The sequence below is a fragment of the Paraburkholderia sp. FW306-2-2C-D06C genome, assembly GCF_058781505.1.
The window spans coordinates 147727-173485 of record NZ_JBYSWU010000010.1; the positions used below are offsets into that span (position 1 = coordinate 147727).

Sequence of the window (25759 nt, forward strand, 5' to 3'; positions counted from 1 at the left end):
TGTCAACCTGGGAAGTCTGCCGAGAAGCATTACCGGCAACCCGCGAACCTGAGCGGGCGAGTCGTGTGCATGCTTCTCAGGAGAATGCCGGCATGTGGACCCTGTGCTTATCGTTCCCTGAGGTGTGACGATCGTCTCACCAGACTACCTGGTGCGAGGAAATTGGGCTCGCGTTCGCCCTCGATAGTGAGACGGCGGATAGCTTCGGTGATCAGCAGTTCCATCGGTTGGCGATAGCTTGTCAGCCCGTAGCAGGGGGACGCCGCCAACTCGATATCGTCAAACCCGACGATGGCCATGGGGACTGCCTCGTCCCGTGCGCGCAACGCATCCAGTGCGCCTATCGCCAGAATATCGTTCTCGCAAAACAGTGCCTCGATCCGGGTGTCGGAAGACGTCTCATCGAGATAGCGGGTAAGCGTCTGAAATCCGCGATCGCGCGCGTAATGCCCGGCTTCAAGAATAGTTTCGACCTTTAACCCCCGCGCAGCCAGAGCATCAGCGAATCCGTCCAGTCGCCTTACCTGGGTCGATTGCGAGGGCGGCCCCGCCATGTAGCCAATCCGCTGAAAACCCTGCTCGACTAGAAGCGTCGCTATTTCGCCGCCGGCCCGATAGCCGTCGGTTGTCACGACCTGGATGTTCGGCGTGTCGCTGTTGCGATAAAGCACGATCAGAGGGATGTTGCGGATATCCTGCGCCAGTCGTACCAGTTCGTCGGTCAGGATCGTGCCAAGAAAGATCAGACCGTCCACCTGGAACTGGTCAGCCAATGAGAGCGTCGGACCATGACTGTGCTCTGAGCTGATGTTGAGCAACAAGGACATATAGCCTTTGCGCTGCAATTGACTGGTTACCTCGTCGAGCACCGGGAACAGGTTCGGGTTCGCGAGCTCGTCGACCACGAGGCCAACAATTCCGGTTCGCCGCTTTGTCAGACTACGCGCGAGAAGATTCGGCCGGTAGCCCAGTTCCGCCGCTACCTGAAGCACGCGCTCACGGGCATCGGGCGATATCGATGCACCCTCTGTGAAAGCCCGGGACACCGTCCATTTGGACACACCGATTCGTCGAGCAACATCGCTCGCAGTAACTTTGCGCTGGCCGCTCCCAGCTATTTTTTTTGCCATGTCGGGATTTCCCATGTTGACTTCATCTGTTCAGGAGTCTACTGTTATTTGCAACCGGGTGCATAGACGCCATTTTTTAAGTGCAACTTTGCACCCGGTTGCAAGTCCAGTTCGAGCTGGGCTCTTTTTTGCACCGGTTTGCACCCGGTTGCACGACATTAATGACATCCGTGATCGTCTGATGGGACTGACGTCTCCGACGACAACGGCTGAACAATAGGAAGGGTTGAATCTTGTTGAACGGTGAAAGAAAGATTGCGCGCCCATTGCGCTGGGCCATGGTCGGCGGCGGCCGTCTCGGCCAGGTCGGCTACAAGCACCGCTGCGGCGCGTTGCGGGACAACACGGCGTTTCAGCTGGTCGCCGCCGCTTTCGATATCGATGCTGAGCGGGGCCGCGACTTCGGCACCAATCTCGGTGTTGATCCCCAGCGCTGTTACGCTAACTACGACGCCCTGTTCCAGGAAGAGGCGAAGCGCAAGGACGGCATCGAGGTTGTCTCGATCGCGACACCCAATGGGACACACTTTGAGATCACTCGGGCAGCCCTGAACGCGGGTCTCCATGTGATCTGCGAGAAGCCGCTCTTTTTCACGACGCAGGAAGTACGCGAAATCAAGGCGCTGGCCAAAGAAAAGAACCGGATTGTCGGCGTCACTTATGGCTTTTCGGGGCATCCGCTCCTGCTGCAGATGCGCGCCATGGTTGCCAACGGCGAGATCGGTCAGGTGCGGATGGTGGATCTGCAATATACCCATGGTTTCAACGCAACTGACGATGGCGACAAAATCAGCGATGCGCAGAAATGGCGCGTCGACCCCAAGGTAGCTGGGCCGACTTTTGTACTTGGGGATCTTTCGACCCATACGTACTACATGTCCCAGTTGATCATGCCGCACATGAAGATCAAGGAATTGATGTGCGACCGCCAGAGCTTCATTCCCTCTCGCGCGCCGCTGGAGGACAACGCTTTTGTCCTGATGCGTTACGAGAATGGTGCAGTCGGCAGAATGTGGGCCTCATCGGTCAATGCCGGCTGCATGGACAGCCAGCGCATCCGCATCGTCGGTTCGAAGGCCAGCCTCGTGTGGTCGGACTCCAATCCCAGCGAGTTGCGTTATGAGGTCCAGGGGCAGCCGAGTCAGACGCTGCATCGCGGCATGCCATATCTGGACGACAGTTGCAACGCAGACGAGCGTCTCGGTGCCCTGCACACCGAAGGCCTGACCGAATCCTGGGCGAACATTTATCTCAAGTTTGCGATTGCCATCGATGCGAAGAACCGGAATGACGAAAGGACGCTCGCCAATCTGGTTTATCCGGACATTGATGCCGGCCTCGAGGGCGTGCGCTGGTTGGAAAACTGCGTGAGGTCTGCCAACAACGGCGCGACCTGGGTCCCGTTCGAGTAACAAGCCAACACCCCGCGAATTCGCGAAAATTCAATCGAGACCGGAAACAGAAATGAAACTTTCATTCTTCACTGACAGCCTGGGCAATCTGCCCTTTGAGCAAATGCTGGACAAACTATGTGAGATGGGTGTTTTCGGTGTTGAGATGACCGCCGGTGGCTGGTCATCCGCACCGCACCTGCGAGCCGACGAGCTTCTGGCTGACGCGGGCAAACGTCAGGCCTTAAGGGCCGCGCTCGAGAGCCGCGGCATGGAGATCGCAGCACTCAATGTCTCGGGAAACCCGCTGGATCCAGGTCAGTTGGGGGCAAAACACAAGGCCGACACGGACAAGACTATCCAGTTGGCTGGCCTGCTCGGCGTGAAGAAGATTGTGATGATGAGCGGTCTGCCGCCGGCAAGCCCTGAAGATCGGATCCCTAACTGGATTACGTACACAGTCAGCTGGCCGGCAACCTTGAAGGACTGCCTCGACTATCAGTGGAACGAAGTCGCGATCCCGTACTGGCGGCAGCTCGTCGCCAAGGCCAAGGAGTGCGGGGTTGAGAAGTTCGCCCTGGAAAACTTCAGTTCGATGCTGGTGTGGAATCCGGAAACCCTCTTCCGGCTACGCGATGCGGTGGGTCCCATGGTCGGCTTGAACCTGGATCCTAGCCATCTCATCTGGATGGGTGCCGATCCGATCGCCTCAGCACGTGCGCTGGGCGAAGCGATTCATCACGTGCATGGCAAGGACGTTCGTCTGGAACGTGGACTGGTCAACGTCAACGGCCTGCTGGAAACCAAGCCAGTCGAGGACGTCGCCAACCGCGCCTGGAACTACGTAGCAGTGGGATGTGGCCAGGATCTCCAGTGGTGGAAGGAGTTCTTCTCCGTGGTCCGGATGATGGGCTACAACGACTGGGTTTCGCTCGAAATGGAAGATCTGACGATGCCTGTTGACGCTGGCATCAGGACTTCGATCAATGCTTTGAAACAGAGCATCAGTCAGTGACGGAGCGCTCTGCCGACTGGTCAAACGTGACGAGTTGAAGTTGAAGTATCTCGCGGCAAATGGTAGCGAGGCTGCACCGCCGGCAATGGGTAGGCACCTGTTCCGGCGACGCAGTCGCCCACGTACGAAGAACTATAAAAGATCAATGGAGACATTCGATGAATTGCTTGGAGCAAATCAACTGCGTTCGTGTGGCATCCGGCACGACTCCCCATTCCTCGGTGCAGCGACAACAGCGCTATCGGCTTTGCTCATTGTCGCGACCCAGCGCAGCTTCACGCCCATCCTCCTAGTATCAGCATCCTGACGCTGCAAGTCAGGATCCGGACGGTTCGCATCATCACGATGCGTCCGCTGGGAATCCAGCGATCTGTCAAGCACCGGTGCGATCCGCGGGCCGACACGATGAGTGCTCGCGCATGACGTGTTTCGGCTTGTCATGAAAGGAGTTGGTTTATGGTTTCAATGCAAGGCAACTATGTTCTGGAAATGCGCAATGTCACCAAGGCATTTCCAGGCGTCCTGGCTCTCGACAAGGTCAGTCTGAAGGTGCGCGAGGGCACGGTACACGTACTGGTCGGTGAGAACGGCGCTGGCAAGTCCACGCTGATGAAGATCCTGAGCGGCGAGCACAGCATCGACGCTGGCGAGATCTATTTCAAGGGCGAGAGGTTGAAGCACCAGGATACCAGGTCGGCATTGGAGATCGGTATTTCCATGATCCACCAGGAACTCAGTCCCGTGCTGGACATGACTCTGGCTGAGAACATTTTCCTCGGCCGCGAGCCTGTAATCGAGGCACCCGGTGTGCTGTCTTGCCTCGGCAGTTTCGTGGATTTCCGACGTATGTATGAAGACACCCGGATGCTGTTTGACACGCTCGGCCTGAAATACGACGCGCGTCAGAAAATGCGGGAATTGAGTATTGCCGGCATGCAGCTCATCGAGATCACGAAGGCGATTTCCCGCGGTGCCTCGCTCATCATCATGGATGAACCGACCTCCGCCATCAGCGATACCGAGGTCGCCATGCTTTTCAGGCAGATTCAGGACCTGAAAACACGCGGCGTGGCGATCATCTATATCACGCACAAGATGGACGAGATCTTCCAGATCGCCGATGACATCACCATCATTCGGGACGGGCAATACGTGGATGCTGGGCCGGCCAGCGCCTACGACGAAGGCAAACTGATTTCGCTGATGGTGGGCAGGACGATTTCGAGCATCTTCCCCAAAGGTGAAGCGCAAATTGGCGAAACGGTTCTGGAGGTCAAAAATGCCACGCGCTATGGCGTGTTCAACAACGTCAGTTTCAAGGTCAGGCGCGGCGAGATACTCGGTCTTGCTGGCCTGATTGGTGCCGGCCGTACTGAGGTGGCACGAGCCATCTTCGGACTTGATCGGCTCGACGAAGGGAGCATCGTTCTGGAAGGGGTTTCACTGCGCTTGAAGGACAGCGCGAGCGCGATCAAACGCGGCATTGCAATGGTGTCCGAGGATCGCAAGAGCGAGGGACTCGTGCTCTGCCGGTCCGTTCAGGAAAACATTGCGCTCGCCAACCTCGAGAAGTTCACTTCGGGCATTTTTCTCGACGTCAAGCGCGAACGCGTCGCCGCGCTGCAGATGAAGGAGATGTTGAAAATCAAGACGAAGGACCTCCAGACGACGTCAGGCAATCTCAGCGGTGGCAACCAGCAAAAGATCGTCATTGCGAAGTGGCTTCTTGGCGATCTGAAGGTGCTGATTCTCGACGAACCGACCCGCGGCATCGACGTGGGATCCAAGTCGGAAATTCACAAGCTCATGTCGCAACTCGCACAACAGGGTCTCGCCATCATCATGATTTCGTCCGAGCTACCGGAGATATTGGGTATGAGCGATCGCGTGATCGTGATGCGCGAGGGAGAAGTGACCGGCGAAATCGGTCGTCTCGACGCGTCCCAGGAAGGGATCATGAAACTGGCTACAGGAGGTAAATGATGTTCAACAGCATGCCTGAAAAGGCTCTCACTACACAGGAAGGTGCGCTCTCGAAGTTCCGCAACATGGGATTCGCCGCCATCTATAGAAAATACGGAACCATCCTGATTTTCGTCGGTATCGTCCTGCTTGCATCGCTCGTCAGTGATGCATTCCTGACCGTGACGAATTTGACCAACGTGCTGCGCCAGGTCGTCGTGGTCAGCCTGCTTGCTTGCGGCGTCACCTTCATCATTATTCTCGGGCAGATCGATGTCTCGCTTGGAGCAGTCGTCGCGCTGACAGGCACGCTCGCCGCGAGCGTGATGTCAATGACGGGAAGCATCACGTTGGCCGTGCTGGCCGGCGTCGCAATTGGCATCCTGGTCGGTCTCGTGAACGGCTTTGTAGTGACCCGCTTTGGCATTCCGTCCTTCATCACGACTCTGGCGATGACGACCGTAGCGCGCGGGGCAGTGCTGCTCTACACAGGGGGTATTCCAGTCAGCAATCTGGGCAATTTCGGCGTGATCGGGCAGGGCGCTATCGGACCCGTACCGATCTCCGTATTGATCCTGCTCGCTGCGCTGCTGGTTTCTTGGGTCCTGCTGAACCGGACCAGGTTCGGCCGCTACGTTTATGCAGTGGGCGGCAACAGTAAGGCGGCGCTCGCCTCCGGCATCGACACGAAAAAGGTGACGACAAGGGCGTTTGTGTACAGCGGCATTCTGACTGCCATTGGGGGGATCGTCCTGATGTCCCGCATAAACTCAGGACAACCCGCGGGGGGCGTCGGCTATGAGTTCGACGCGATCACAGCGGTGGTGGTCGGTGGAACGAGCCTCATGGGCGGCACGGGAACGATCATGGGCACGATGATCGGCTCAATGATTATCGGCGTAATCAACAACATTCTGAATCTGCTGAACGTGAGCTCGTACTGGCAACAGATTGCGAAGGGGCTGATCATCGCCGCTGCGGTCATTCTGGACGTGAAGACAAAAAACGTCGGCACAAGAAAAATGCAGGGGAAAAAGGGGCGGCAATGAACTGATGAGGCGCACACGACCGTGCGCTTCGTGGTTCATTTGTTTGCCCTGGTTTTTTTACAACGCAGTTCGACAGGAGGAGTACATGAAAATATTTGTAAATCTATTAGTCACGTTGCTCATTGGCGTGATGGTCGTTCCAGGTGGTGCGCAAGCTGCAGACAAGAAGTTCGTCGTCGGCTACACCAATATGTTGGATTCAGATATTTTCCCGAATAGAGTCAAAACGGCATTTGGTCAGGCGACCAAGGCCGACTCCAATCTCGACGTGCGCTTCGCAGACGCCAACGGGGACATCAGCAAGCAACTCGATCAGATCGACAACTTCATTGCCCAGAAGGTTAACCTGATCGTGGTCGTTCCCGTCGATTACCAGGGGATCGTGCCCGGCGTGGAACGAGCGAACAAGGCGGGCATCCCCGTGATCGCACTCGGCATTCAATCGGCAGGCGGCAAGTACACCTTCGTCGGTTCGAAGAACTTCGATGCAGGCCGACTCCAGGGCGAACTGATGGCCGCGAAGCTACCGAAGAACGCGCAGATTCTGTATCTGCAGGGCACGCCCGGTCTCTACCATTCCAAGGAACGTCTCGAAGGATTTACCAAGGCATGTCTGGACAAGCGGCCAGATGTCAAGTTGCTGGCCAGTTTGCCAGGTAACTATGATCGCGGCCAGGGAATGCAAATCACCGAGGACTGGATAGAGCGCTTCCCGAAGTTCGATGCCGTCATCGCAGCGAATGACCAGATGGCCTTGGGCGCACTCGAGGCGCTGAAAACGGCAGGACGGCTGAAGGGAGTGATGATTTCAGGGATCGACGGCACTGCTGACGCGTTGAACGCGATCAAGGCTGGCGAGATGTCACAAACGATCTTTCAGAACGCCCAAGGACAGGCTGCCGCGGCCTATCAGGTTGTCGAGTCGATCAAGGGTGGCAGCGCGCCTCCGCCCGAGGTGATTGTGCCGTTCGCATCGATCACGAAGGACAACCTCAGCAATTACCTGAAGTAGTTAGCAGGCGAGTAATGGATGTCTGCAGGTCCGGAAACCTGTTGCGCAAGCCGCCACGTCGCGGGCGGGAACCAGGTTGCCGGGACCTCGGACGGGTGGCGATCGGATATGAAGTGCGTTGACTTCGGAACGCGAACCCATCGCTCGTAAGTCGGGCGTATGCAGCCTGGCTGTCTCGCAGAATCATTTCTCAAACCATATTAAATTAAATAAGTTGTACATATTACATAACGGAGACGACAATGAAGATGTCTATAGTCGGGGCAGTACTGATGGCGAGTTCGGCCGCAGCGGCCGCACAGAGCAACGTAACGATGTACGGTATCGTGGACAACGGCCTGCAATACGAAACGGGTATCCCCAAAGGGAACCGGTTTTCGGCTGAGACCGGCAACTGGGCCGAATCGCGGCTCGGTTTTCTCGGTGCTGAGGATCTGGGCGGTGGCACCCAGGCTACCTTTCACCTTGAGGCCAGACTCAATACGCAGAACGGCTCTTATGCGAACGGTTCGTTCTTCGAAGGCCAGGCGACCGTGGGCATGAGGAACGATAGGTTCGGTGCGTTCCGGGCCGGCAATTTCGGGGCGAGCGAATTGCTGCAGGATGCTGGGGATTCCGATCCGCAGCAGGCTCAGAAATATTCGATCGGCACGCTTGTGCGCGGCCGCATCTGGACTCAGGCGGCAAACGGACTCGAATACACGTCGCCACGCATCGGCGGGTTCACGGTGAAGGGCCAATATAACCTGACGAACTCGTCCACATGGAATGCGGGTAAGCCGGGCAGCGCGCCGAGCCAGATCGGCACCTCGACGGGGCTCGGCAGTGCGCAGGGCCGCGCGGACGGCGTGAAATTGCAATACAACGCGAGCAATCTCGAACTGCAAGCGATCTATGACGAGATCCGTGATCCGAATGGCAAGTTCAGCAACGTCTATCTGGCATCGCGCTCGATCTTTACCGGTGGGGCTTACGCACTCGGCCCGGTCAAGCTGTTCGCCGGTTACCAGCATCTGAGCGCGCCGGATGCGTCCAATGCGGGTTACTTCGGCAGCAGTACGCCGACGGCCTTGCCCGCGGGCGCTTCGTTGCCCACGGCGGTCGATCAGGAATGGGCCGGTGCACATTGGACCGTTAGGCCGGATGTGACGCTGACAGGCGCCGTGTATCACGCAAACGCGAACAAGGGTAATGGTAACGCGACGCTGTACACGGTCTCCGGCGCCTACCTGCTGTCCAAGCGCACCCGCCTGTACTCTGAGGTGGGCTACGTTCGGAACAGTTCGACGTCGAATCTGGGCCTCGATAGCGGCCTGTATGGCGCAAACGTCAACAACGATCCGGTCAATGCCAGCTCGTCAAACTCTAATCCGAACTACGGACACGGCCAGTTCGGCGTGTTCGCAGGTATCGCGACGCAGTTCTGATCGTTTGTGATCTCCTCGCGGCGCGCACGTTTGGGCGCACCGCGCTTTTCGTCCTGCTTCTAGTTTGGGCCCGCGTGCATACGACTGCTGTCAGCGTGAGGCCAGCAACCCGGTGTTGGCCGGCGCTTCACTCCAGAAAGCCGCCCTTGAAAGTCTCGCGAAGATAAGCGACGAATTCGTGCACCGCGCGCGGCACATGGGTTGCATACGGCCGGACCGCAAATAGCTGATCCGCAAAAACGCCAACGGGTTGCCATTCCGATAGCACGCGCGCCAGCTTGCCCGAGCGCAACGAAGACGCCGCGCTAAAGTCCGGGAGGAGCGCGATGCCGAGATCGTCGAGCGCGGCGTCCCGCAAGGCTTCACTATTGTTTGCGCAGAACGGGCCTGAAATGGGGACTGTCAGGCGCGTGGTACCCGTTCGGCGTGCGCCTGTACGCTCGAAGGACCACCCGGCCGTGTCGTGCGCGCGTGGATAGAAGAGGCAGTCGTGCGTGCCCAGTTCATCGGGATGTGCCGGCGTGCCGTGCTTGCGCAGATAGGCCGGCGTGGCCACGATGACCGTGGTGGTCTTGCAAAGCTTCCATGCTACGTGCGTTTCCGGCGCGGACGCGGTATGCCGGATCGCGAGATCGAAGCCTTCGGTCGCAAGCGACGCCAATCGATCGGACAAATCGAGTTGCACCCGCACTTCCGGATAACGCCGGAGAAACTCCGACAGCCGTGGCACCAACTGCTGACGTGCGAACGCGACCGGCGCCGTCACCCTGATACTTCCTCGCACGACGTCGGCGGAGTCGCGCACGCCGGCGAAACTTTGCGCGATCTGATCATAGTGACTTCTCGTTTCCTCGACCAGTTGCACACCGGCTTCGGTCAGCCGCACGCTGCGCGTGGTGCGCTGAACGAGCGAGACACCCGCAGCGCGCTCCAGTTCCGCGATTCTCTGGCTCACAGCTGCCTTGCTGACACCGAGCCGGTTGGCCGCGCGCGTGTAATTGCCCTGACTCGCGAGCACGGTCAGCCAGTGAAGATGAGACCAGAGATTTTCTATATTTTGCATTGAATTCCAATGATTGTTCACATTACTAAACAATGATTTCAATGATAAGGCATATTCAGCGAAGTGTCCGCCTTCTACACTGCACGCACTGACAACTTATTCGGGAGATGACATGAAAAGCTATACGGATCGCGCGGACGTCGGACACTTCATCAACGGCCAGCGGGTCGTCGGCAACGGCAAGCGCACGCAACAGGTTTTCAATCCCGCGACGGGAGAGGCTACTCGCACGCTTCATCTTGGCGACGCGAGCGATGTCGATGGTGCCGTGGCCAGCGCAAAAAAAGCTTTCGTGAACTGGAGCAATACGCCGCCGATCCGTCGCGCACGTGTGATGCTGCGTTTCCTGGAGTTGATGAACCGGCATCGCGACGAGCTTGCCGCAATCATCACGGCGGAGCACGGCAAGGTGTTCAGCGATGCCCAGGGCGAGGTCTCGCGCGGCATCGACGTGATCGAATTTGCGTGCGGTATCCCGCAACTGCTGAAGGGCGACTATACGGAGCAGGTGTCGACCGGTATCGACAACTGGACCACGCGCCAGGCACTGGGCGTCGTTGCAGGCATCACGCCGTTCAATTTCCCGTGCATGGTGCCCTGCTGGATGTTTCCTGTCGCGATTGCAGCGGGCAACTCGTTCATCCTGAAGCCGAGCGAACGTGATCCGTCGGCGGCGCTTTTCATGGCCGGATTGCTGCAGGAAGCGGGTCTGCCGGATGGCGTGTTCAGCGTTGTCCAGGGCGACAAGGAAGTGGTCGACGCCTTGCTGGAGCACCGCGACGTCAAGGCAATCAGCTTTGTCGGCTCGACACCGATCGCGAACTACATCTACGCAACCGGCGCGAAGAACGGCAAGCGCGTTCAGGCATTGGGCGGAGCCAAGAATCACATGGTCGTGATGCCGGATGCGGATATCGATCAGGCCGTCGACGCCCTGATCGGCGCCGGATATGGTTCCGCAGGCGAGCGTTGTATGGCGATCTCCGTTGCGGTGCTCGTCGGAGACGTCGCGGACAAGCTGATGCCCCGGCTGGCGGAACGCGCCCGTGCGCTGAAGATCGGTAACGGCATGGAGCCGGCTTCCGAAATGGGGCCGGTTGTTACCCGCGAAGCGCTGGAGCGCATCGAAGGCTATATCGCCGTTGGCGCCGCGGAAGGTGCCACGCTGGTGGTCGACGGGCGCGGACTGAAAGTGAAAGGGCACGAAAACGGCTATTTCACCGGCGGCACCCTGTTCGACAATGTGACGCGCGACATGCGCATCTATAAGGAAGAGATCTTCGGCCCCGTGCTTGCGTGCGTGCGCGCCAAGGACTTCAGCGAGGCGGTGGACTTGATCAACGCGCACGAATTCGGGAACGGTGTCGCGTGTTACACCCGGGACGGCAACACCGCGCGCGAGTTCGGCCGTCGTATCGAAGTGGGGATGGTCGGCATCAATGTCCCGATTCCTGTGCCGATGGCGTGGCATGGTTTCGGTGGCTGGAAGCGCAGTCTTTTCGGCGACATGCACGCGTACGGGGAAGAAGGCGTTCGCTTCTACACGCGCCAGAAGTCGGTCATGCAACGTTGGCCCGAGAGCACCGAAAAGGGCGCTGAATTCGCGATGCCGACCGCAAAGTAACACTGATCTAGCCCCGCGATCGGATCAACCGGCCGTTTGAGACAGCGAACAAAGTCTTGTGACCGGTTCCGTTGCGGAGCGGTGGCCCGCGACGGCAGTCGCGATACCTGGTGCCTTAATTGAAGGAGACGCGAACTGTTCGGGCAGGTACCTGGGATCTCCTGAAGGTCCGAGATCACGACATGACGCGCCGCGATCTGCAGATGAAGATGCGCGAGATGGGGAGGCCGTGGGAGATCGGCAAGGCCTTCGACCGCTCCGCGCCGATCGGCCCGATCCATCGCGTCAGCGATGTGGGTCATTTCGACCAGGGAAGCGTGTAGCTCACCGTAAATGGCGAGACGAAGCAGAAGAGCGACCTGACGCATTTGATCCGGTCGGTCGCGGAAACGGTCACGGACCTGTCGAAGTTCTTCCGTCTCGAGCCGGGCGACGTGATCTATACCGGCACCCCTGAGGGAGTCGGCGCGGTGAAGTCGGGCGATTTGATGACCGTCGGCGTTGAGCGCCGCGGTGAGCTGACCGTGCGGGTGGTCTGAGCGACGGGACACACGGAGGAATGGTCATGCAACTTCACAATTTCTTCAATAGCTCAACGTCATATCGTGTGCGGATTGCGCTTGCGCTGAAGGGAGTCGCGTACGAGTATGTGCCGGTCAATATTCGCACCGGCGAACATCGTGCCGACGTGTTCATGAATCGCGTCAACCTGTCGGCCGCGGTTCCGGCGCTCGTTGACGGTGACTTCCAGCTCGGCCAGTCGTTTGCGATCATCGACTATCTCGATGCGCGTTATCCGTCGCCACGTCTTTTGCCGCTGGACGCGGTGCAGCGAGCCCGCGTTCTGGAACTTTCGTGCCTGATCTCTTGCGCAACGCTGACTTAAGATAAAACAGGTCGAAGGGCGTCCTCGGAAACGGAATTTCACGAAACCTGATCAGGTGGCTAGTGCATAACGAAGATAGTCGGCGCTGATCCGCCTCGAGTGAGTGACCAGCGCGCGGATGTAGGGCAATCGCGCCGCCTCGTAGCGGGCCAGAGTGGCAGAAACGGTTTCATTTGCGCGCCGGTCTGCCAGCATTTGCGCCAACACCGCCGCATCCTCCACCCCGGTCGCGAAGCCTCGTCCCGTCATCGGGGAAACGACATGGGCAGCGTCACCCACGATCGCCAACGCGCCACGCGCTAAGCGCTCCGGTTTGTATTCTGCGATTGGGGCGCCACTCAGTGCGTCTGCCGAGCGCACCCCGACGGCCACCGCCTCCGCCCATGTATCCGGCCAAAGCTGTGGAATGAGCGCAAGCAATTCTGCACGGACATCTGCGCCAATCTTGCCGCGTCCGAGTGTTCCCACTACGTGACCGTCCGCCGTCAGACGGTTAGTGTGACGAAGTAACCCCTCCCGGTGCACATCGAACCAGGCGAATGTGACCTGGCGCCGTCCGATTTCCACCGACCCATCGCGACCGGGAAGCACCGCGGCGACCAGGCGATATCCGTCAACAAACTCTATCCATAACCCACCGTTTGACGGCCAGGGGACAGGACGCTCCAGCGTTTGTTCGTCAATCAGCCCGCGCCACACGAGATAGCCCGCATAGCTGGCAAACGGAGCGTCTGGCGCAATCGTCCGGCGAACAATGCTTTGATATCCGTCTGCGCCGATCACCGCATCGGCAAACCTCTCCGTTCCGTCCGAAAAGGAGAGTTGTGCCCGATCGCCAAGGTCCTTGACCGATGTGACGGTCTTGCCTTCATCGAGGATGATGCCGGGTGTCCCGGCAGCCCGCTCATGCAACCAGGCGTACAGCGCTGGCCAGGTTGTCAAATCACGATAAGCGGGTACTACGGGCAGTATCGGATGCGCGCGCGGATCGTGACCGACAGTCGCTGCAAGTGCCGCGAGATCGATGCTCAGGCTGTCGCCACCTTGCACACGCCGGGCAGAGCGCTCAACAACACGAACGGGCACGTCTCTTGTTACACAAGCCAGCGCTAGCGTGAGCCCGGCCAGAGAACCGCCGACGATAACGATCTGTGGGTGTGTGGTACTCATCGAGTGCGAGCGTTCATGGAGTTTCGTTACCCGTGAAGTTCATGACCCGGAACGCGCGAGCCGGATGGGGGACCAGCCAGCGGGAGTTTTCCAGCCTCAGAGTCGCGCGCGCCCGATCCCTACACGGTCGGCCAACATGAATTGATCTGTTGACCGAAGCGCCATGCGCTTCAGTCAACAGGATGTGGTTTCGGGTTTAAGCGATGCCGGCGCCGAGGGCCGGGAAGACATCGGTGAACAGCAAGGTGATCAGCTGTTGTCCGGCCGGGGTGGACCAGTCCTGCGCGATTTCCGCCATGAGCGTGTTGGTGGCGGTGAGCACCACGCCCGCATCGTGCATCCGTTGACGCGAAAACTCTTCGGAAAGATCGCTGGGCGATCCCGACGCATCCATCACTGCCTGGACGGCAAAGCCTTCGAGGGCAGCGTCAATGGCCGGGAAGATGAGGCAAACGTCGGTGGTCACGCCCGCCATGATCAGGTTCTTGCGCCCCGTGGCGAGCACCGCATTGCGGAAGTCGGGATAGGCCCAGGCGTTGACGACGCCGGGGCGCTTGATTCGCGCCGCGTGCGCTTCGGGCAGGATCTCGGCAATTTCCGGAAGAATCGGGCCTTGGGCGCGATCTTCCTGACTGGACGTGATCACGACCGGCAGATTCAGGATCTTCGCCATCTTGGCCAGCGCAATCGACTGACTTGCGGCAAGTTTCTGGTCAATATTCTTGATCAGCTGCATCGTGCCAACCTGATGGTCAATCAGCAGCAAGGCGGTGTTGTCGGCAGTGAATCGTTCAACCTTCATGATGCGGCTCCTAAGTAGTGATGGGGCGCACGCCCCGGGGTGTGTGGCGGCCTGTTACAGCGTTCCCATTTCGCCACGGTGGTAAGCGGCGGTTGCCGCGATCAGGCTTTCCTGGCTCGCAAAAGTCATCGGTCCGTTTGAAAACACGGGTTGGCGCAACGGTTCGCCGATGAACACGGCGACCTTGGCACCGCCGGCTTTGGCAGCGAGCTTGTGCATCACCGCATCGGTCGCGGTCGGCAGGATCGGGACACGCAGGTCGTCGAGACCAAAGCCTTCGCCATCGAGCTCAGCGCTGCCGAAGATCGGCATGAAGAAGGCGCGCTTGCCTGCGGCCACCGACAGCACCAGCTCAGCGCCGGCTTCCAGTGTGATGTCCAGCAAGGTGACCTCGGTCGGCGGTGTCAGCGGGGAGCGCACGCCGTCAAAGCTGCCCAGGGGGACGCGGACCCGGACACCGGGGCGCTGCACCACCGGCACGTCCTGCGGGGCCAGGCTCAGCGCGAACGGCGCCGCATTCTGCTTTTCCCGGGGGAGATTGACGAAGATTTGCAGCAGGTGGGTGGTACTTCCCGGCACCGCGGGATTCTCTTCATGGACCACACCCCTTCCTCCAGCGGTCCAATGCAGGCCGCCCGGCTCGATCAGCGTGCTGTTGCCCTGCGAATCGCGGTTGGCAATGCCCGTCTCCGAGTCGAGGAACAGGTAGGTCACCGCGGAGAAGCCGGCGTGCGGATGCGGCGGGAACGTGGGCGCGCTCATCCAGGCATGGTCGACTCCCATAAAAGGATCGAGCTGCGAGGGATCGGAACCATGCAGGCTGTATGCGCGGAATTGGCTTCCGCGGTTGGCGCGCTGCATGCGGACGGTGGTTGTTGACATGGCTTACTCCTTAAACGTTACCGGACGCACTGAGCGCGGGGTAATCGATATAGCCCTGTGCGCCGGGCGAGTAGAACGTGTTCTTGTCGGGGGCGTTGAGCGGCGCACCCACGCGAAACCGCTCAGGCAGGTCCGGATTGGCGAGGAATGCGCCGCCGAACACCGTGGCGTCGGCGCGACCCTCGGCCAGCACGTTTTCAGCAGCGGCCTGGTCGAGTCCTCCTCCGACCAGATAGGCACCATCGAAACGCGGGCGCAACATGGCGTGGTAATCGACGCTCGTACCGAACAGGGCGACGTGCAGGTACGCGAGATTGAGGCCGCGCAGGTGCTCGACGAGATAGGTGTAGGTTTCCTGCGGTGCAGCGTCGGAAATGTCGTTGAAGTTCATTTCCGGCGAGATCTTGATGCCGACGCGCTCACCACCGGCCTCTGCCACCATCGCCTCCAGCACTTCGAGAACGAAGCGGGCACGGTTCGCAACGGAACCGCCGTATTCATCCTCACGCTGGTTGCTGCCGGACGAGAGGAACTGTTCAGGCAGATAGCCCGAAGCAGCATGCAACTCGACGCCATCGAAGCCTGCTTCGAGAGCGCGACGCGTCGCCATACGGTACTCGTCGACGACACCGGCGATCTCATCCAGACGCAGCGCTCGCGGCGTCACGAATTCTTCCATGCCGTTGCCGGTCCAGGTCTGTCCCGCCGGCTTGATGGCCGACGGTGCCACCGGCAGCGCGCCATCCGGCTGCAGCGACGGGTGCGAGATGCGCCCGCTGTGCATCAGCTGCATGAAGATACGTCCGCCGCGGGCATGCACGGCTTCGGTGATCTGCTTCCATGCTGCCACCTGGGCATCGCTGTGGATGCCGGGCGTACGCACGTAGCCCTTACCGGCCGCAGACGGAAACACGCCCTCGGTAATGATCAGACCGGCGCTGCTGCGCTGGGCGTAGTAGGTGACGACGACATCGTCGGGAACGCCTGCGTCGTCAGCGCGCGAGCGGGTCATCGGAGCCATGACCATACGGTTTGGAAGGGACAGGCTGCCAATGCGGACAGGGGTGAAAAGCTGACTCATGTTGTGCTCCTCGGCGGTGATGTGCTTATCAGATGGGGTCATCATCCGGTAAACCGTATTCGGGATAAAGATGGCAAAATGGAAATCATTGGGCCATTTATGGAGCAGTGAGATGGAGTTTCTGAACGACATGGCGTTGTTCGTCGAGGTGGTCAAGGCGAAAAGCTTCCGCCGCGCGGCCGAGGCGATTGGGGTGCCGAACTCGACGCTGTCGCGCCGGATCAGTGCGCTGGAAAAGGCAATCGGATTGCGCCTCCTTCATCGCACTACGCGCAAGATCGAGCTGACCGAAGCCGGTCAGCTCTATTTCGAGCGATCGAGGCGCATCGTGGAAGAGGCGCGCCTTGCGCACGAGCAACTCGGCGAGATGCTGGCCCAGCCGGTTGGCGTTTTACATGCGTCGTTGCCGGTGGACTTTGCGAATATCTTTCTCGCACCTTTGCTTGCGGAATTCGCTCGACGCTATCCCGGCATCAGCTTCGAGTTTGACCTGACACCGCGCCGCGTCGATCTGGTCACCGAGCACGTCGATGTCGCGATCCGCATGGGCGAGCCGCCGGACTCGAGTCTGATCGCACGACAACTTGCCCGTTTGCCGCGGTATCTCTATGCATCGCCGCGTTATATCGAACTCTATGGCGAGCCCGGCGAGCCGGCTGACCTCTTGCGACACGAGTGCATGCGTCTCAGCCCGGCGGAAGTCAATGGATGGACCCTTCACAAGGAAAAGGAAACGGTTGAGATCGATGTAGGCGGCCGGTTCCTGCTGAACAGCGTCGGCATGATCCGGCGACTGGCGACGCTCGATCTCGGCATCGCTGTGCTGGCGGAAGAAATCGTGGCCGATGACGTTGCCGCGGGGCTGTTGCGTCGGGTGTTGCCAGACTGGCAGGCCCCGCCCGTTCCTGTCTACGCCATCACCGAGACGCGGTTGTTGCCAGCGAAGACACAGCGCTTCATTGAATTTTTGCGAGAGCATCTCGGGGAGTAGTACCCATCTGGCTGGGCGCGCCTCGAGCAATCCCCAACTGCTCGAGTGTCGTCGCCAAAGACTGACCGCACGCGCGGCCAATATTTTTCGCAGACATTGAGTCGAAGGTGCGCGAAAAAATCTCGGGCCCGACTCGGGTCAGACCATTGATATCTTTTAACACGCCGAGGATGTCGCGGACTGGCAGATCGCCATCCCCAGGAAGCCTTCTATCCTCGAGACAATCCTGGAAGAGTGAACGGTGCGCAGGTACGCGCTCGACACCATCGCACAATTGCACGTAGGAGATTTTGTCTCCAGGAATCGTTCGAAGGGTCTCGAGCGACGACCCGCTTCTGCAGAAGTGCCACACATCGAATGCAATCCCGCTATTAGGCTTATCTGCGTCCCGCACGATTCTCCAGGCGACGTCGAGGTCTGGGATACTCCAATCGAGGGGAATGAACTCGAGGTCGCAGCGAATACCATCGTCGGCTGCCCGATCGCATAGCTTTGCGAAGTCTTCGGTGAGCTGCTCAACCGAGGTTACTTCGGGAGGAGCTATCGATATGGCAGTAATCGACTCGAGCCGCAAAGCGCGCGCTATGCTGAGAAAATCCTCGACTGCGAATGCAAAGTACCCGATAGAAAAGACAGCGGGGTCAATGTTTTGTGGGCGCCATCTTTCCGACCATCGAGCCAGCGGGTCCAACTGAGTCAGTCTAATTCCAGAATCGGACGCCATAGCTAGTAGGTCGGCACTTGACATGCCTGCTGCCAACGCCTGGGTGTATTGGAGAGGAGTCACCGTGAGCGTGTCAAACCCGGCTTCAACGGTCGCTTCTATTTGCTGGGCAAATGAGAGTCGCCGCACGTTGGCGGTCCACATGGTCGTTTCCGGATAGGGGTTCATACTGTCTCCTGGTTAGTTGTGCCGGGGCTTAAGAGTCTATGAACGGCTTGTTTCGGGTTATACGAGCCGAACCGTGGATTCGTTGAGCTCATAGCCAGAACCTTCGAGCGAATTCACTCCGAAGTATCCGAAAATAGTTCTCACAGGCGAAGCGCCTGTGTGCTTTCTCCAACGACAGGAGCCAACTGATTGACGACCTCTTTGTTGACCAGCCACCGAGCAGCCAAATGATAGAAGGCGAGCTCTGCACTGTGAAACGGACGGTTGGTGGCATCTGCAAACGCAACAACTTGAATTCTTCCGTCTTGGTCACCGGCTTCGCCGCTGGCAATCTCTGTTGCGGTGATAGTGAACAGAATCGTCGGCTCGACCGCTGTGACTAGAGCGCACATCAATTCTGGCGACCAAAACGCAGACGGGCAAAAGAACTCAGCGAGTGCGCTGAAGATATCTTCGATTAATTTCCTGGCGAGTTATACCCGCAATTTTGGAAAACAATGTTCCATTGATGGCGCAATGAGACGGGGTCTACCGGGGAGCTGAGGGGTAGACTTTGGAGTGGGCGCAGCCACGGCTTGCCGACGAGATAACACAGCGTCGAGGGGGGCGGCATACGCCATCCAGTGCTCGCAGTGGACCGCGTCGCTGGGGTGCGGCGTCAACTTCGCATACGAAAACATTGTTAGGAAAACAGGCAAATGACTGAGATTCTGAACACGCGTCCTGTCGCGGTGGTAGCGGGCGCCGGACCCGGTAATGGTCTGGCGCTCGCACAACGCTTCGCTGCCGCTGGCTACGCCGTGGCTCTCTTGGGCCGCGACGCTGGCAAGGTCGAAGCGCTCGCGACGCAGGTTCCATCTTCTCGTGCGTACGCTTGCGATGTAGGCGATGCGGCATCAGTGGCAGCCGCGTTTTCGAGCATTCGCTCCGATCTCGGAGAGGTTGACGCGCTTCTGTTTAACGCGGGTTCAGGCGTGTTTGCCGATATCGAGGCTATTACGGCAGAGCAGTTCGAAGCTGCCTGGCGGGTGAACGCTTTGGGCGCATTCCTCTGTTCGAAAGAGGTCATTCCTTCGATGGTCCAGCGCGGACGGGGCAGTATCGTTTTCATCGGTGCGACGGCGTCGCGACGAGGCGGCATCCAGACAGCGGCATTCGCCCCAGCCAAAGCCGCGCAGCGCAGCCTGGCCGAATCGATGGCACGGAAGCTCTGGCCAAAGGGTATCCATGTCGCTCTCGTCATCGTTGATGGTGTCGTTGACCTTCCGAATTCGCGCAAGCAGATGCCCGACAGACCCGTAGATGCTTTCGTTTCACCCGCAGCGCTGGCTGAGGCGGTGCATGGCCTCACCACTCAGGATCGTCGCGGTTGGAGCTTCGAGATTGAGGTGCGCCCCTTTTTGGAGCCGTGGTAGTCCGGAAGCTGCTTCCCGTCCCTCCAAGGTCCGCCGCCGTTGCGCGAATGGCAGCTTTGCCAACTGCCATTTTCAACGGCCCAGCGGTTCAAAGAGGGCAGTACCTGTAGCTCTTGCCTCCATCGCGACACATGCGAGAACATGAGTTCCGCCTTGCCCGCCGCCTCCGCAAACTCACGAGGCCTTTGCTACCGCTTCTTCGCGAATCCTGCGTAACGTCGTATTCACGGCATCCAGATAAGCCACTTCCATACCTTCGGCAAACTCGACTTCTTCTGCGCTGCCGCCTTTCACGCCATCAAGCACCAGATCGAACGTAAAACGCAGGTACAGCTTTCCGGTCGCATCCTCTTCAAGGATGTTCTTGATTTGTCCTTTCGCTTTCCCAGAGAGACGGATGAATTCGACGCGCTCTTCAGGGAAGAACAGAATCATTTCACGCATCGTCTCTCCATGCAGCACGATCTCGCGGATCAAGCGATCCGGATGCTGTTCAACGATTGAACAACGAGTGATCGCTGCGACAAAAGGGACGGCATTTTCCGCCTTGCGAACCAGTCCTTCCCATACCTGCTGACGGTTGAGATTTACGGGTCCCGAGCCATCGTTGGGATTGACTTCAAGTTTACGGCTGACACTAATCACGTTTGTCTCCTATTGGATAGTTTGTTTGGCGGTCCGCGTGCCCGATATGGTGCGGATCTGAATTCTAGGAGTTGCCGCGCGCGTTCGCCATTAGTCGTGTTTGTTCCTGCGCATCACTTTTCTGAATAGGTGGATCCGGCCTACACGAAAGCCTGTCAGCGTTCGTAGTGCGTTGTGCCAGGCTTCGCCCGAAGCTGGCCGAATGCTCTATGTCAGTGGATGTATGGCGCCGCTGATGTAGACGTCGGAACAATCGCCGCGGCTGGAAGCTGCGCAGCGCAGCCGGATCTGTTTCCGGCTACGGCAACAATGTCACGGATCCGGGCGATCCATATACGAGGAGACGAAGCGAGCCCATTTATCCAGATAATTCTGTATGAATTATGTAATAAATCAGAAATATAAATCCTGTGAATAAATTTCATTTATAGAAAGGCATAACGCTGGCTGCATCGACAGGCGAAGGTGGTCGACACACAATGAACTTCGAGATGGTCGATGCCAATGCCAGCGGACGAGCGCTGACGAGAGGGGGGGTGAGCCCCCGATTCGGGTCACTTGCGCAAGCAACGTCCGCGGGCGCAGAGGCGATGGAGGCAGGAAATGAAGAAGTCACCGAGAACAGGAGAACATTCCACCCTTGCAGAATGGCTGATGATCGGTGGCGTGTTTCTGTCCTATCCATTAGGGGCGTCTCCGCCCCACGATTTCCAGAATCACCTAAATCACTTCCTCAAGAATCTGGCGATTCTCGGCGGCCTTCTTTATCTTGCCACCTTCGGGCCGGCCCCGCTCAGTTCCAGCGAGCCGTCGACGTGCTCCAGGTTTGCTGTTTCAGATTAACCGAGTTCACCCAATTCTTAATAACACGGAGACAAAGATGCGTAATCTTGAACAGATGTTTACGGCGGTCGACAAGAAGGACGTTGAGGGATTCGTCGCCCACCTTTCTGAAAACGTAATCTTTCAGTTCGGCAATGCCCCTGAATTGAGCGGTCGCAAGGCGGTCGCTGGTGGCGTGACGGACTTCTTTAACGTTATAGCGGGGCTGCGGCACGTCCCGACAGGTGGTTGGGACGTCGGCGACTTTTCTATTCGGCGCTTCATGACCTATTACCTACGACTCGATGGAATCGAAGTATCCGTCCCCTGTGCAGTGGTCTTACACCACGATACGACTGACCTGGTCGACGATTACCGTATTTACATTGATCTGGCGCCCGTTTTTGCTAACGCGGTAGCGGCTCCCGCCACGGCTGCGGCATAACGGCGAGGAGCTGACCATGGATCATTTGCTGGACGGAAAGGTTGTTATCGTGACGGGCGCCGCGCGAGGAATTGGACGAGCGGCGGCCTTGGCAGTCGCGAAGGCGGGAGCATCGGTGGCGCTGACCGATCGAGATGAAGGTGCGGTGCTCGAAGTTGCGGCCGAAGTCGTGAATTTTGGGGGGCGAGCGATCGGCATCCCGGGCGATGTGGCGCGCGAGGAGGACGTTGCACGAGTCGTAGGAACCACCGTCGAGCGGTATGGACGCCTTGACGGCGCGTTTAACAATGCGGGTGTAGAGCAACGCAATACGCCATTGCATGAGCTTTCGGAAGAACAGTGGGATTTCGTAATCAATATCAACCTGAAGGGCGTGTTTTTCTGCATGAAACACCAGATCGCAGCCATGTTGCAGAGTGGGGGCGGATCGATCGTTAACGCTTCGTCGTCTTTGGGGCGTGTCGGTATTCCCAACGCATCCGAGTATTGCGCTTCAAAGGGGGGCGTGCTCGGTCTGACCAAAGGCGCCGCGCTCGATTACGGCGTCAACAATATCAGGGTGAACGCAGTCCTGCCCGGCGTGATTCGAACGCCAATGATTGAGTCACTTATCGCACAGCCGCAGTTCTCAGCATTGCTGCCGGCATTGGAAGCAAGGCATCCAATTGGGCGGCTCGGCATGCCATCTGAAGTGGCAGATGCGGTGGTCTGGCTGCTCTCCGACAGCTCCTCGTTTGTTCACGGTGCGGAAATCGCAGTAGATGGCGGTTATCTGGCCATCTAGAAAAGTGTCGTCGTGTCGCATGCCGGCTTGATGCAATGCATCGAACGATGCTTTGCGTCAAGCTTCGCCAGCGCCTGGCTTCCCTGGGGCCAGGGTGTAAGTAGAAATATAAAACCCACAACGCCCAGGCGAACAAGCGAGCGGGAGACCGTCGAATCCCCTCTGCTCCGCTCGAGACGCGGTGATGCGTCACGGCGCACCTATTGAAACGGAATGAGTCGGTCGCTTGAACCGTGAGCAGCGCTCGGTTCTACGCGCTTAATCGACGTGGCTGACCGTGGCGTGCAGGACCGGGCTCAGCCTGCCTCCATGAAAAATCGGCGTGCACGCCGATTATCGAATATTCGATAGCGTTAACTCCAAGTGCCAGCCGGCATCATTACAAGTATAAATACTGGTTATGCAGGAATTGGCTGTGCGCGTTGTCGTTTCCTCGTTCGAGGGCCACGGCGCGCACTCCAGGAAGCTGCGAAGCCGGTCGAGGAGACAGCATGAAAGACTTGAACCTGCTCTATGTTTTCGAAGCACTGTGGCGGGATAGATCAGTTACCGTGGCCGCCGAGAATTTGGGTCTGACTCAAGCCGCGGTGAGCAGTGCGTTGAAGAGGTTGCGCAACGCATATGGCGACAAGTTATTCATGCTGGTCGGGCGACGAATGGAGCCGACTCCACTCGCCGCCAGCATTGCGACGGCACTCATTGAGTCGTTGCATCTTGTACGAGGCACGACCGGCACGCCGCCGCCGTTTTCTCCCGCGCTAGCACGACGGACCTTTACGATCCGCACGCGTGATATCGGCGAGGTTGCTTTCTTGCCGACGCTTCATCGCGAATTGCAGAGATTGGCGCCGCATACCTCTTTGCATACTGTATTCGAGCCTATTGAAGAAACGGTGGCGGGGCTTTCCAGCGGCCGGATCGATGTCGCTCTTGGGTACCTTCCTGCACTTGAGCAGGATATTCATCGCAAAGTACTGTTCACCCAACGCTACGTATGCGTGATGCGAAAGGGCCACCCGCTGGACGGTCGAAGCATCGACAAAAAGACCTTCCTCGAACACGACCACCTGCTGGTCGAAAATAGTGGAAGCGGCCATCGGATACTCGAGCGTGCGCTGATTGACGCCGGCGCGCGCGAGAAGATCAAAATCAGGGTGCCGCAATATCTTGCCGCTCCGCACTGTCTGCTGGGCTCAGACCTGATCTGGACGGTACCGGAAATGCTGGCGATGACACTCAGTCGATACTACCCGCTAACGTTCAAGCCTGAGCCGCTGCACATTGAACCGTTCGAAATCGCTCTATATTGGCATGATCGATATCACAAAGAGCCCAGCAACATGTGGTTCCGCTGCCTCATCAATGAACTCTTTTTAAACGCAACGAGCGAAGCGATCCTCGACGGACTGTTAGTCCACCATGAAGGGGCGAAATTGGAAGGGGAGCATTCCGCCTGTTCATTACCTGTGTAGTGCACGCATTGGGCTACTACATAAGCACTAGCGAGCACTATGAGGAATCCCCTCGGTGAGAGATAGCCGCCCCTGCGCGGGGCGGCGCCTGCTCACGCTGTTTCGAAAGAAACATCATGCTTTACTTGATCGGCGAGAAGGCTGCGGGTGTCAAAATCTCGTTGCGCTGACTAACAAGTAGTGGCCCGATTTTCGCCAGCAATGCTCTCCATTCTGGCATGGAGGCGAGGCGAGCACGCCTCTGCTGGCGATCCTCGAAGGATTCAAATTTCCAGAGCTGAATGATCCGATTGAGCTCGCCTACCTCCGAAATAAAATACCCGACAAGTTCGCCGAATGCTGCAGTTTGAATTTCCAGGCCTTCTGCCTCGTAGGTCTTGAGGAATTCGTGCAAAGAGCCGGGTTTGAGTTGATAAGTTCGTTGTTCGATGATCATCGTGAAGTTTGCTTAAGAATTGTTGAACGTCAGGCACCGTGTTGGCAGAGGCTGCGCGCCGGTCTTACCACGCGGTTGTACCGCCATCGATCTTGATATCGGTCCCTGTAATAAAAGAGCTTTCGTCAGACGCGAGGAATACGGCGGTCGCCGCTACTTCTTCGGGTTGACCCATTCGTCCGAGCATGATTTTTCCGAGCATCGCTTCGGACCATGCAGGATCAGCAAGCAAAGGGCGTGTTTGATTTGTCTCGATCAGTCCGGGCGAAATAGTGTTTGCCCTGAGTCCGTGACTACGTCCCTCAAGCGCAAGTTGGCGCGTCATCGATACGATCGCACCTTTGGCCGCCGAATGCGCAATACCCGGCAGGACCCGGTATGTCGACCAGGCAGAAACCGATGCCGTGTTGATGATTGAGCCAGCCTGCCTGATTAGCTCCGGCCATGCTGCTCTGGTCATCTGAAAGACGAGATGCAGTTCGTTGTCGATGGTCCTGTACCAGTCATCGTCACTGATCTCGTCAACCCAACCGAAATAGGCCATCGCCGCGTTGTTGAATAGGACGTCGACTCTTCCGAACGTTTCAATCGCGAGTTGGACCAGATCGTGACAATGTTCCTTGCGCGTGAGGTTGCAGGGGTGCATCGATACCATCTCCCCCCCAACGTCGTGAACAGCGCTCACGGTTTGCCGAGCGGCCTCGGCAACCGTGTCGCAGCCCACAATCTTTGCGCCTTCACGCGCAAATGCCAGCGCCGAAGCACGCCCCATGCTTCCACCCGTTCCGGTGATGATGCAAACCTTTCCATCGAGACGGCCACCACGACTCATGTCAATCCTCCATTGTTTTCGTTTTGCGGAAGCGTCGGAATCAATCTGTGTCGATGCCGAGCCGCAAGCGCACTAGTTCGGACCAATTGTTTGACGAAGGAGAGAAAGACTCCATGCGTGTGGGTTGATACACAGGTATTCCTGACATTTATATGCGCGTCGCGCACCCCTGCGCGCGCGGCCTGACGTGACCCAGCGCTGTCACCACCTCGTTGCATCAACGATATTTAACGCACTCAATAAAGCTGAGAGATAGATTGGGACTGCAACCACGCCATAGAATCGGATGCATACCTGATCCACAAATTCGGTACGGAAACCGAAAGAAATTAGGGGCGACATACGGGTTTCGACTTCGCGGAATTACGTGCGGTAAGTGCGAAACCGAGGTGGTACGTCGAACAATAAAAACCGGCGATCGATCATCAACTCGATCGAGAGACAAACAAAATAGAGGCTCTTTTGAAAACGGAGTGGGTAACGGGGCTCATCGGGCATGCTCATTAAAGCGTGAGAAGTCGAGTTTTCCAG

General features: G+C 58.2%; 24 protein-coding genes and 2 pseudogenes. 15 read left to right on the forward strand and 11 right to left on the reverse strand.

All coding sequences use genetic code 11. The features are described 5' to 3' along the window. Positions 1 to 107: 107 nt before the first annotated feature. On the reverse strand, positions 108 to 1145 hold the full coding sequence (locus AC3WLT_RS10405; protein WP_492591797.1) for a LacI family DNA-binding transcriptional regulator: 1038 nt from the start codon (positions 1143 to 1145) through the stop codon (positions 108 to 110). 218 nt (positions 1146 to 1363) lie between these two features. Between AC3WLT_RS10405 and AC3WLT_RS10410 the strand changes: the two genes are divergently transcribed. From AC3WLT_RS10410 to AC3WLT_RS10435, 6 genes are all read left to right on the forward strand, one after another. Beyond that, on the forward strand, positions 1364 to 2542 hold the full coding sequence (locus AC3WLT_RS10410) for a Gfo/Idh/MocA family protein (protein WP_492591798.1): 1179 nt from the start codon (positions 1364 to 1366) through the stop codon (positions 2540 to 2542). Between the two features lie 52 nt (positions 2543 to 2594). After that, positions 2595 to 3536, forward strand: coding sequence for a sugar phosphate isomerase/epimerase family protein (locus tag AC3WLT_RS10415; RefSeq protein WP_492591799.1), 942 nt, complete (start codon positions 2595 to 2597; stop codon positions 3534 to 3536). Positions 3537 to 3992: 456 nt separating this feature from the next. After that, positions 3993 to 5519 carry a sugar ABC transporter ATP-binding protein gene (locus AC3WLT_RS10420; protein ID WP_492591800.1) on the forward strand — a complete coding sequence of 509 codons (1527 nt, stop codon included), beginning with the start codon at positions 3993 to 3995 and terminating at the stop codon, positions 5517 to 5519. Further along, positions 5516 to 6547: an ABC transporter permease gene (locus AC3WLT_RS10425; protein WP_492591801.1), complete on the forward strand. Its 1032-nt coding sequence runs from the start codon at positions 5516 to 5518 to the stop codon at positions 6545 to 6547. Before AC3WLT_RS10420 ends, AC3WLT_RS10425 begins: the two co-directional genes overlap by 4 nt. An 85-nt stretch (positions 6548 to 6632) precedes the next feature. Beyond that, a complete protein-coding gene (locus tag AC3WLT_RS10430; RefSeq protein ID WP_492591802.1) occupies positions 6633 to 7559 on the forward strand; it encodes a sugar ABC transporter substrate-binding protein in 927 nt (308 codons plus the stop codon). Between the two features lie 242 nt (positions 7560 to 7801). Continuing rightward, a complete protein-coding gene (locus AC3WLT_RS10435) occupies positions 7802 to 8986 on the forward strand; it encodes a porin (protein ID WP_492591803.1) in 1185 nt (394 codons plus the stop codon). Between the two features lie 127 nt (positions 8987 to 9113). On the opposite strand, the gene AC3WLT_RS10440 is transcribed toward AC3WLT_RS10435, so the two are convergent. Then, positions 9114 to 10049 (reverse strand): LysR family transcriptional regulator, encoded by a 936-nt coding sequence (locus AC3WLT_RS10440; protein ID WP_492591804.1) that lies wholly within the window; start codon positions 10047 to 10049, stop codon positions 9114 to 9116. A gap of 112 nt (positions 10050 to 10161) precedes the next feature. On the opposite strand from AC3WLT_RS10440, the gene AC3WLT_RS10445 reads away from it, so the two are divergent. The 3 genes and pseudogenes from AC3WLT_RS10445 to AC3WLT_RS10455 all read left to right on the forward strand — a co-directional run. After that, the gene (locus AC3WLT_RS10445) at positions 10162 to 11673 is read left to right on the forward strand and encodes a CoA-acylating methylmalonate-semialdehyde dehydrogenase (protein ID WP_492591805.1); all 1512 of its coding nucleotides are present in this window, start codon (positions 10162 to 10164) and stop codon (positions 11671 to 11673) included. A 179-nt stretch (positions 11674 to 11852) separates the two neighbouring features. Next, positions 11853 to 12212 (forward strand): annotated as a pseudogene (locus AC3WLT_RS10450) (fumarylacetoacetate hydrolase family protein); the annotation flags it as partial. A 26-nt stretch (positions 12213 to 12238) separates the two neighbouring features. Continuing rightward, a pseudogene (locus AC3WLT_RS10455) lies at positions 12239 to 12544 on the forward strand (glutathione S-transferase N-terminal domain-containing protein); the annotation flags it as partial. A 66-nt stretch (positions 12545 to 12610) separates the two neighbouring features. Here AC3WLT_RS10455 and AC3WLT_RS10460 read toward each other — a convergent pair. The 4 genes from AC3WLT_RS10460 to AC3WLT_RS10475 all read right to left on the reverse strand — a co-directional run bounded on the left by AC3WLT_RS10460 (position 12611) and on the right by AC3WLT_RS10475 (position 16494). Beyond that, on the reverse strand, positions 12611 to 13729 hold the full coding sequence (locus tag AC3WLT_RS10460; RefSeq protein ID WP_492591806.1) for an FAD-dependent monooxygenase: 1119 nt from the start codon (positions 13727 to 13729) through the stop codon (positions 12611 to 12613). 196 nt (positions 13730 to 13925) lie between these two features. Next, positions 13926 to 14531 carry an isochorismatase family protein gene (locus tag AC3WLT_RS10465; RefSeq protein ID WP_492591807.1) on the reverse strand — a complete coding sequence of 202 codons (606 nt, stop codon included), beginning with the start codon at positions 14529 to 14531 and terminating at the stop codon, positions 13926 to 13928. 54 nt (positions 14532 to 14585) lie between these two features. Next, positions 14586 to 15413 carry a pirin family protein gene (locus AC3WLT_RS10470; protein ID WP_492591808.1) on the reverse strand — a complete coding sequence of 276 codons (828 nt, stop codon included), beginning with the start codon at positions 15411 to 15413 and terminating at the stop codon, positions 14586 to 14588. Positions 15414 to 15423: 10 nt separating this feature from the next. Further along, on the reverse strand, positions 15424 to 16494 hold the full coding sequence (locus AC3WLT_RS10475; protein WP_492591826.1) for an alkene reductase: 1071 nt from the start codon (positions 16492 to 16494) through the stop codon (positions 15424 to 15426). A 112-nt stretch (positions 16495 to 16606) separates the two neighbouring features. Between AC3WLT_RS10475 and AC3WLT_RS10480 the strand changes: the two genes are divergently transcribed. After that, positions 16607 to 17485 carry a LysR family transcriptional regulator gene (locus AC3WLT_RS10480; RefSeq protein WP_492591809.1) on the forward strand — a complete coding sequence of 293 codons (879 nt, stop codon included), beginning with the start codon at positions 16607 to 16609 and terminating at the stop codon, positions 17483 to 17485. Here the strand turns inward: AC3WLT_RS10480 and AC3WLT_RS10485 are convergent. Both AC3WLT_RS10485 and AC3WLT_RS10490 read right to left on the reverse strand, forming a co-directional pair. After that, a complete protein-coding gene (locus AC3WLT_RS10485; protein ID WP_492591810.1) occupies positions 17451 to 18377 on the reverse strand; it encodes a sugar phosphate isomerase/epimerase family protein in 927 nt (308 codons plus the stop codon). The two genes, AC3WLT_RS10480 and AC3WLT_RS10485, sit on opposite strands and share 35 nt — an antisense overlap. 140 nt (positions 18378 to 18517) lie before the next feature. Continuing rightward, the gene (locus AC3WLT_RS10490) at positions 18518 to 18769 is read right to left on the reverse strand and encodes a hypothetical protein (RefSeq protein WP_492591811.1); all 252 of its coding nucleotides are present in this window, start codon (positions 18767 to 18769) and stop codon (positions 18518 to 18520) included. 306 nt (positions 18770 to 19075) lie between these two features. Between AC3WLT_RS10490 and AC3WLT_RS10495 the strand changes: the two genes are divergently transcribed. Beyond that, entirely contained in the window at positions 19076 to 19792 is a 717-nt protein-coding gene (locus AC3WLT_RS10495) for an SDR family NAD(P)-dependent oxidoreductase (RefSeq protein ID WP_492591812.1), read from the forward strand. A 174-nt stretch (positions 19793 to 19966) separates the two neighbouring features. Here the strand turns inward: AC3WLT_RS10495 and AC3WLT_RS10500 are convergent, their stop codons facing one another. After that, positions 19967 to 20437 carry an SRPBCC family protein gene (locus AC3WLT_RS10500; protein WP_492591813.1) on the reverse strand — a complete coding sequence of 157 codons (471 nt, stop codon included), beginning with the start codon at positions 20435 to 20437 and terminating at the stop codon, positions 19967 to 19969. Positions 20438 to 21040: 603 nt separating this feature from the next. On the opposite strand from AC3WLT_RS10500, the gene AC3WLT_RS10505 reads away from it, so the two are divergent. From AC3WLT_RS10505 to AC3WLT_RS10520, 4 genes are all read left to right on the forward strand, one after another. Next, positions 21041 to 21280: a hypothetical protein gene (locus AC3WLT_RS10505; protein ID WP_492591814.1), complete on the forward strand. Its 240-nt coding sequence runs from the start codon at positions 21041 to 21043 to the stop codon at positions 21278 to 21280. A 37-nt stretch (positions 21281 to 21317) separates the two neighbouring features. Then, positions 21318 to 21704 (forward strand): nuclear transport factor 2 family protein, encoded by a 387-nt coding sequence (locus tag AC3WLT_RS10510; RefSeq protein ID WP_492591815.1) that lies wholly within the window; start codon positions 21318 to 21320, stop codon positions 21702 to 21704. 16 nt (positions 21705 to 21720) lie between these two features. After that, entirely contained in the window at positions 21721 to 22488 is a 768-nt protein-coding gene (locus AC3WLT_RS10515; RefSeq protein ID WP_492591816.1) for an SDR family NAD(P)-dependent oxidoreductase, read from the forward strand. Between the two features lie 491 nt (positions 22489 to 22979). Continuing rightward, positions 22980 to 23960: a LysR family transcriptional regulator gene (locus tag AC3WLT_RS10520; RefSeq protein WP_492591817.1), complete on the forward strand. Its 981-nt coding sequence runs from the start codon at positions 22980 to 22982 to the stop codon at positions 23958 to 23960. 121 nt (positions 23961 to 24081) lie between these two features. Here AC3WLT_RS10520 and AC3WLT_RS10525 read toward each other — a convergent pair whose 3' ends face one another. Then, positions 24082 to 24396: an NIPSNAP family protein gene (locus tag AC3WLT_RS10525; protein ID WP_492591818.1), complete on the reverse strand. Its 315-nt coding sequence runs from the start codon at positions 24394 to 24396 to the stop codon at positions 24082 to 24084. 64 nt (positions 24397 to 24460) lie between these two features. Beyond that, positions 24461 to 25228 carry an SDR family NAD(P)-dependent oxidoreductase gene (locus AC3WLT_RS10530; RefSeq protein WP_492591819.1) on the reverse strand — a complete coding sequence of 256 codons (768 nt, stop codon included), beginning with the start codon at positions 25226 to 25228 and terminating at the stop codon, positions 24461 to 24463. Positions 25229 to 25759 lie beyond the last annotated feature (531 nt).

What these genes read in the sequence shown, in the direction of transcription:
- AC3WLT_RS10405 (WP_492591797.1), bottom strand. Translation starts at nt 1,145, where the DNA reads ATGGGAAATCCCGACATGGCAAAAAAAATAGCTGGGAGCGGCCAGCGC.
- AC3WLT_RS10415 (WP_492591799.1), top strand. Translation starts at nt 2,595, where the DNA reads ATGAAACTTTCATTCTTCACTGACAGCCTGGGCAATCTGCCCTTTGAG.
- AC3WLT_RS10420 (WP_492591800.1), top strand. Translation starts at nt 3,993, where the DNA reads ATGGTTTCAATGCAAGGCAACTATGTTCTGGAAATGCGCAATGTCACC.
- AC3WLT_RS10425 (WP_492591801.1), top strand. Translation starts at nt 5,516, where the DNA reads ATGATGTTCAACAGCATGCCTGAAAAGGCTCTCACTACACAGGAAGGT.
- AC3WLT_RS10430 (WP_492591802.1), top strand. Translation starts at nt 6,633, where the DNA reads ATGAAAATATTTGTAAATCTATTAGTCACGTTGCTCATTGGCGTGATG.
- AC3WLT_RS10435 (WP_492591803.1), top strand. Translation starts at nt 7,802, where the DNA reads ATGAAGATGTCTATAGTCGGGGCAGTACTGATGGCGAGTTCGGCCGCA.
- AC3WLT_RS10440 (WP_492591804.1), bottom strand. Translation starts at nt 10,049, where the DNA reads ATGCAAAATATAGAAAATCTCTGGTCTCATCTTCACTGGCTGACCGTG.
- AC3WLT_RS10445 (WP_492591805.1), top strand. Translation starts at nt 10,162, where the DNA reads ATGAAAAGCTATACGGATCGCGCGGACGTCGGACACTTCATCAACGGC.
- AC3WLT_RS10460 (WP_492591806.1), bottom strand. Translation starts at nt 13,729, where the DNA reads ATGAGTACCACACACCCACAGATCGTTATCGTCGGCGGTTCTCTGGCC.
- AC3WLT_RS10465 (WP_492591807.1), bottom strand. Translation starts at nt 14,531, where the DNA reads ATGAAGGTTGAACGATTCACTGCCGACAACACCGCCTTGCTGCTGATT.
- AC3WLT_RS10470 (WP_492591808.1), bottom strand. Translation starts at nt 15,413, where the DNA reads ATGTCAACAACCACCGTCCGCATGCAGCGCGCCAACCGCGGAAGCCAA.
- AC3WLT_RS10475 (WP_492591826.1), bottom strand. Translation starts at nt 16,494, where the DNA reads ATGAGTCAGCTTTTCACCCCTGTCCGCATTGGCAGCCTGTCCCTTCCA.
- AC3WLT_RS10480 (WP_492591809.1), top strand. Translation starts at nt 16,607, where the DNA reads ATGGAGTTTCTGAACGACATGGCGTTGTTCGTCGAGGTGGTCAAGGCG.
- AC3WLT_RS10485 (WP_492591810.1), bottom strand. Translation starts at nt 18,377, where the DNA reads ATGAACCCCTATCCGGAAACGACCATGTGGACCGCCAACGTGCGGCGA.
- AC3WLT_RS10490 (WP_492591811.1), bottom strand. Translation starts at nt 18,769, where the DNA reads ATGTGCGCTCTAGTCACAGCGGTCGAGCCGACGATTCTGTTCACTATC.
- AC3WLT_RS10495 (WP_492591812.1), top strand. Translation starts at nt 19,076, where the DNA reads ATGACTGAGATTCTGAACACGCGTCCTGTCGCGGTGGTAGCGGGCGCC.
- AC3WLT_RS10505 (WP_492591814.1), top strand. Translation starts at nt 21,041, where the DNA reads ATGAAGAAGTCACCGAGAACAGGAGAACATTCCACCCTTGCAGAATGG.
- AC3WLT_RS10510 (WP_492591815.1), top strand. Translation starts at nt 21,318, where the DNA reads ATGCGTAATCTTGAACAGATGTTTACGGCGGTCGACAAGAAGGACGTT.
- AC3WLT_RS10515 (WP_492591816.1), top strand. Translation starts at nt 21,721, where the DNA reads ATGGATCATTTGCTGGACGGAAAGGTTGTTATCGTGACGGGCGCCGCG.
- AC3WLT_RS10520 (WP_492591817.1), top strand. Translation starts at nt 22,980, where the DNA reads ATGAAAGACTTGAACCTGCTCTATGTTTTCGAAGCACTGTGGCGGGAT.
- AC3WLT_RS10525 (WP_492591818.1), bottom strand. Translation starts at nt 24,396, where the DNA reads ATGATCATCGAACAACGAACTTATCAACTCAAACCCGGCTCTTTGCAC.
- AC3WLT_RS10530 (WP_492591819.1), bottom strand. Translation starts at nt 25,228, where the DNA reads ATGAGTCGTGGTGGCCGTCTCGATGGAAAGGTTTGCATCATCACCGGA.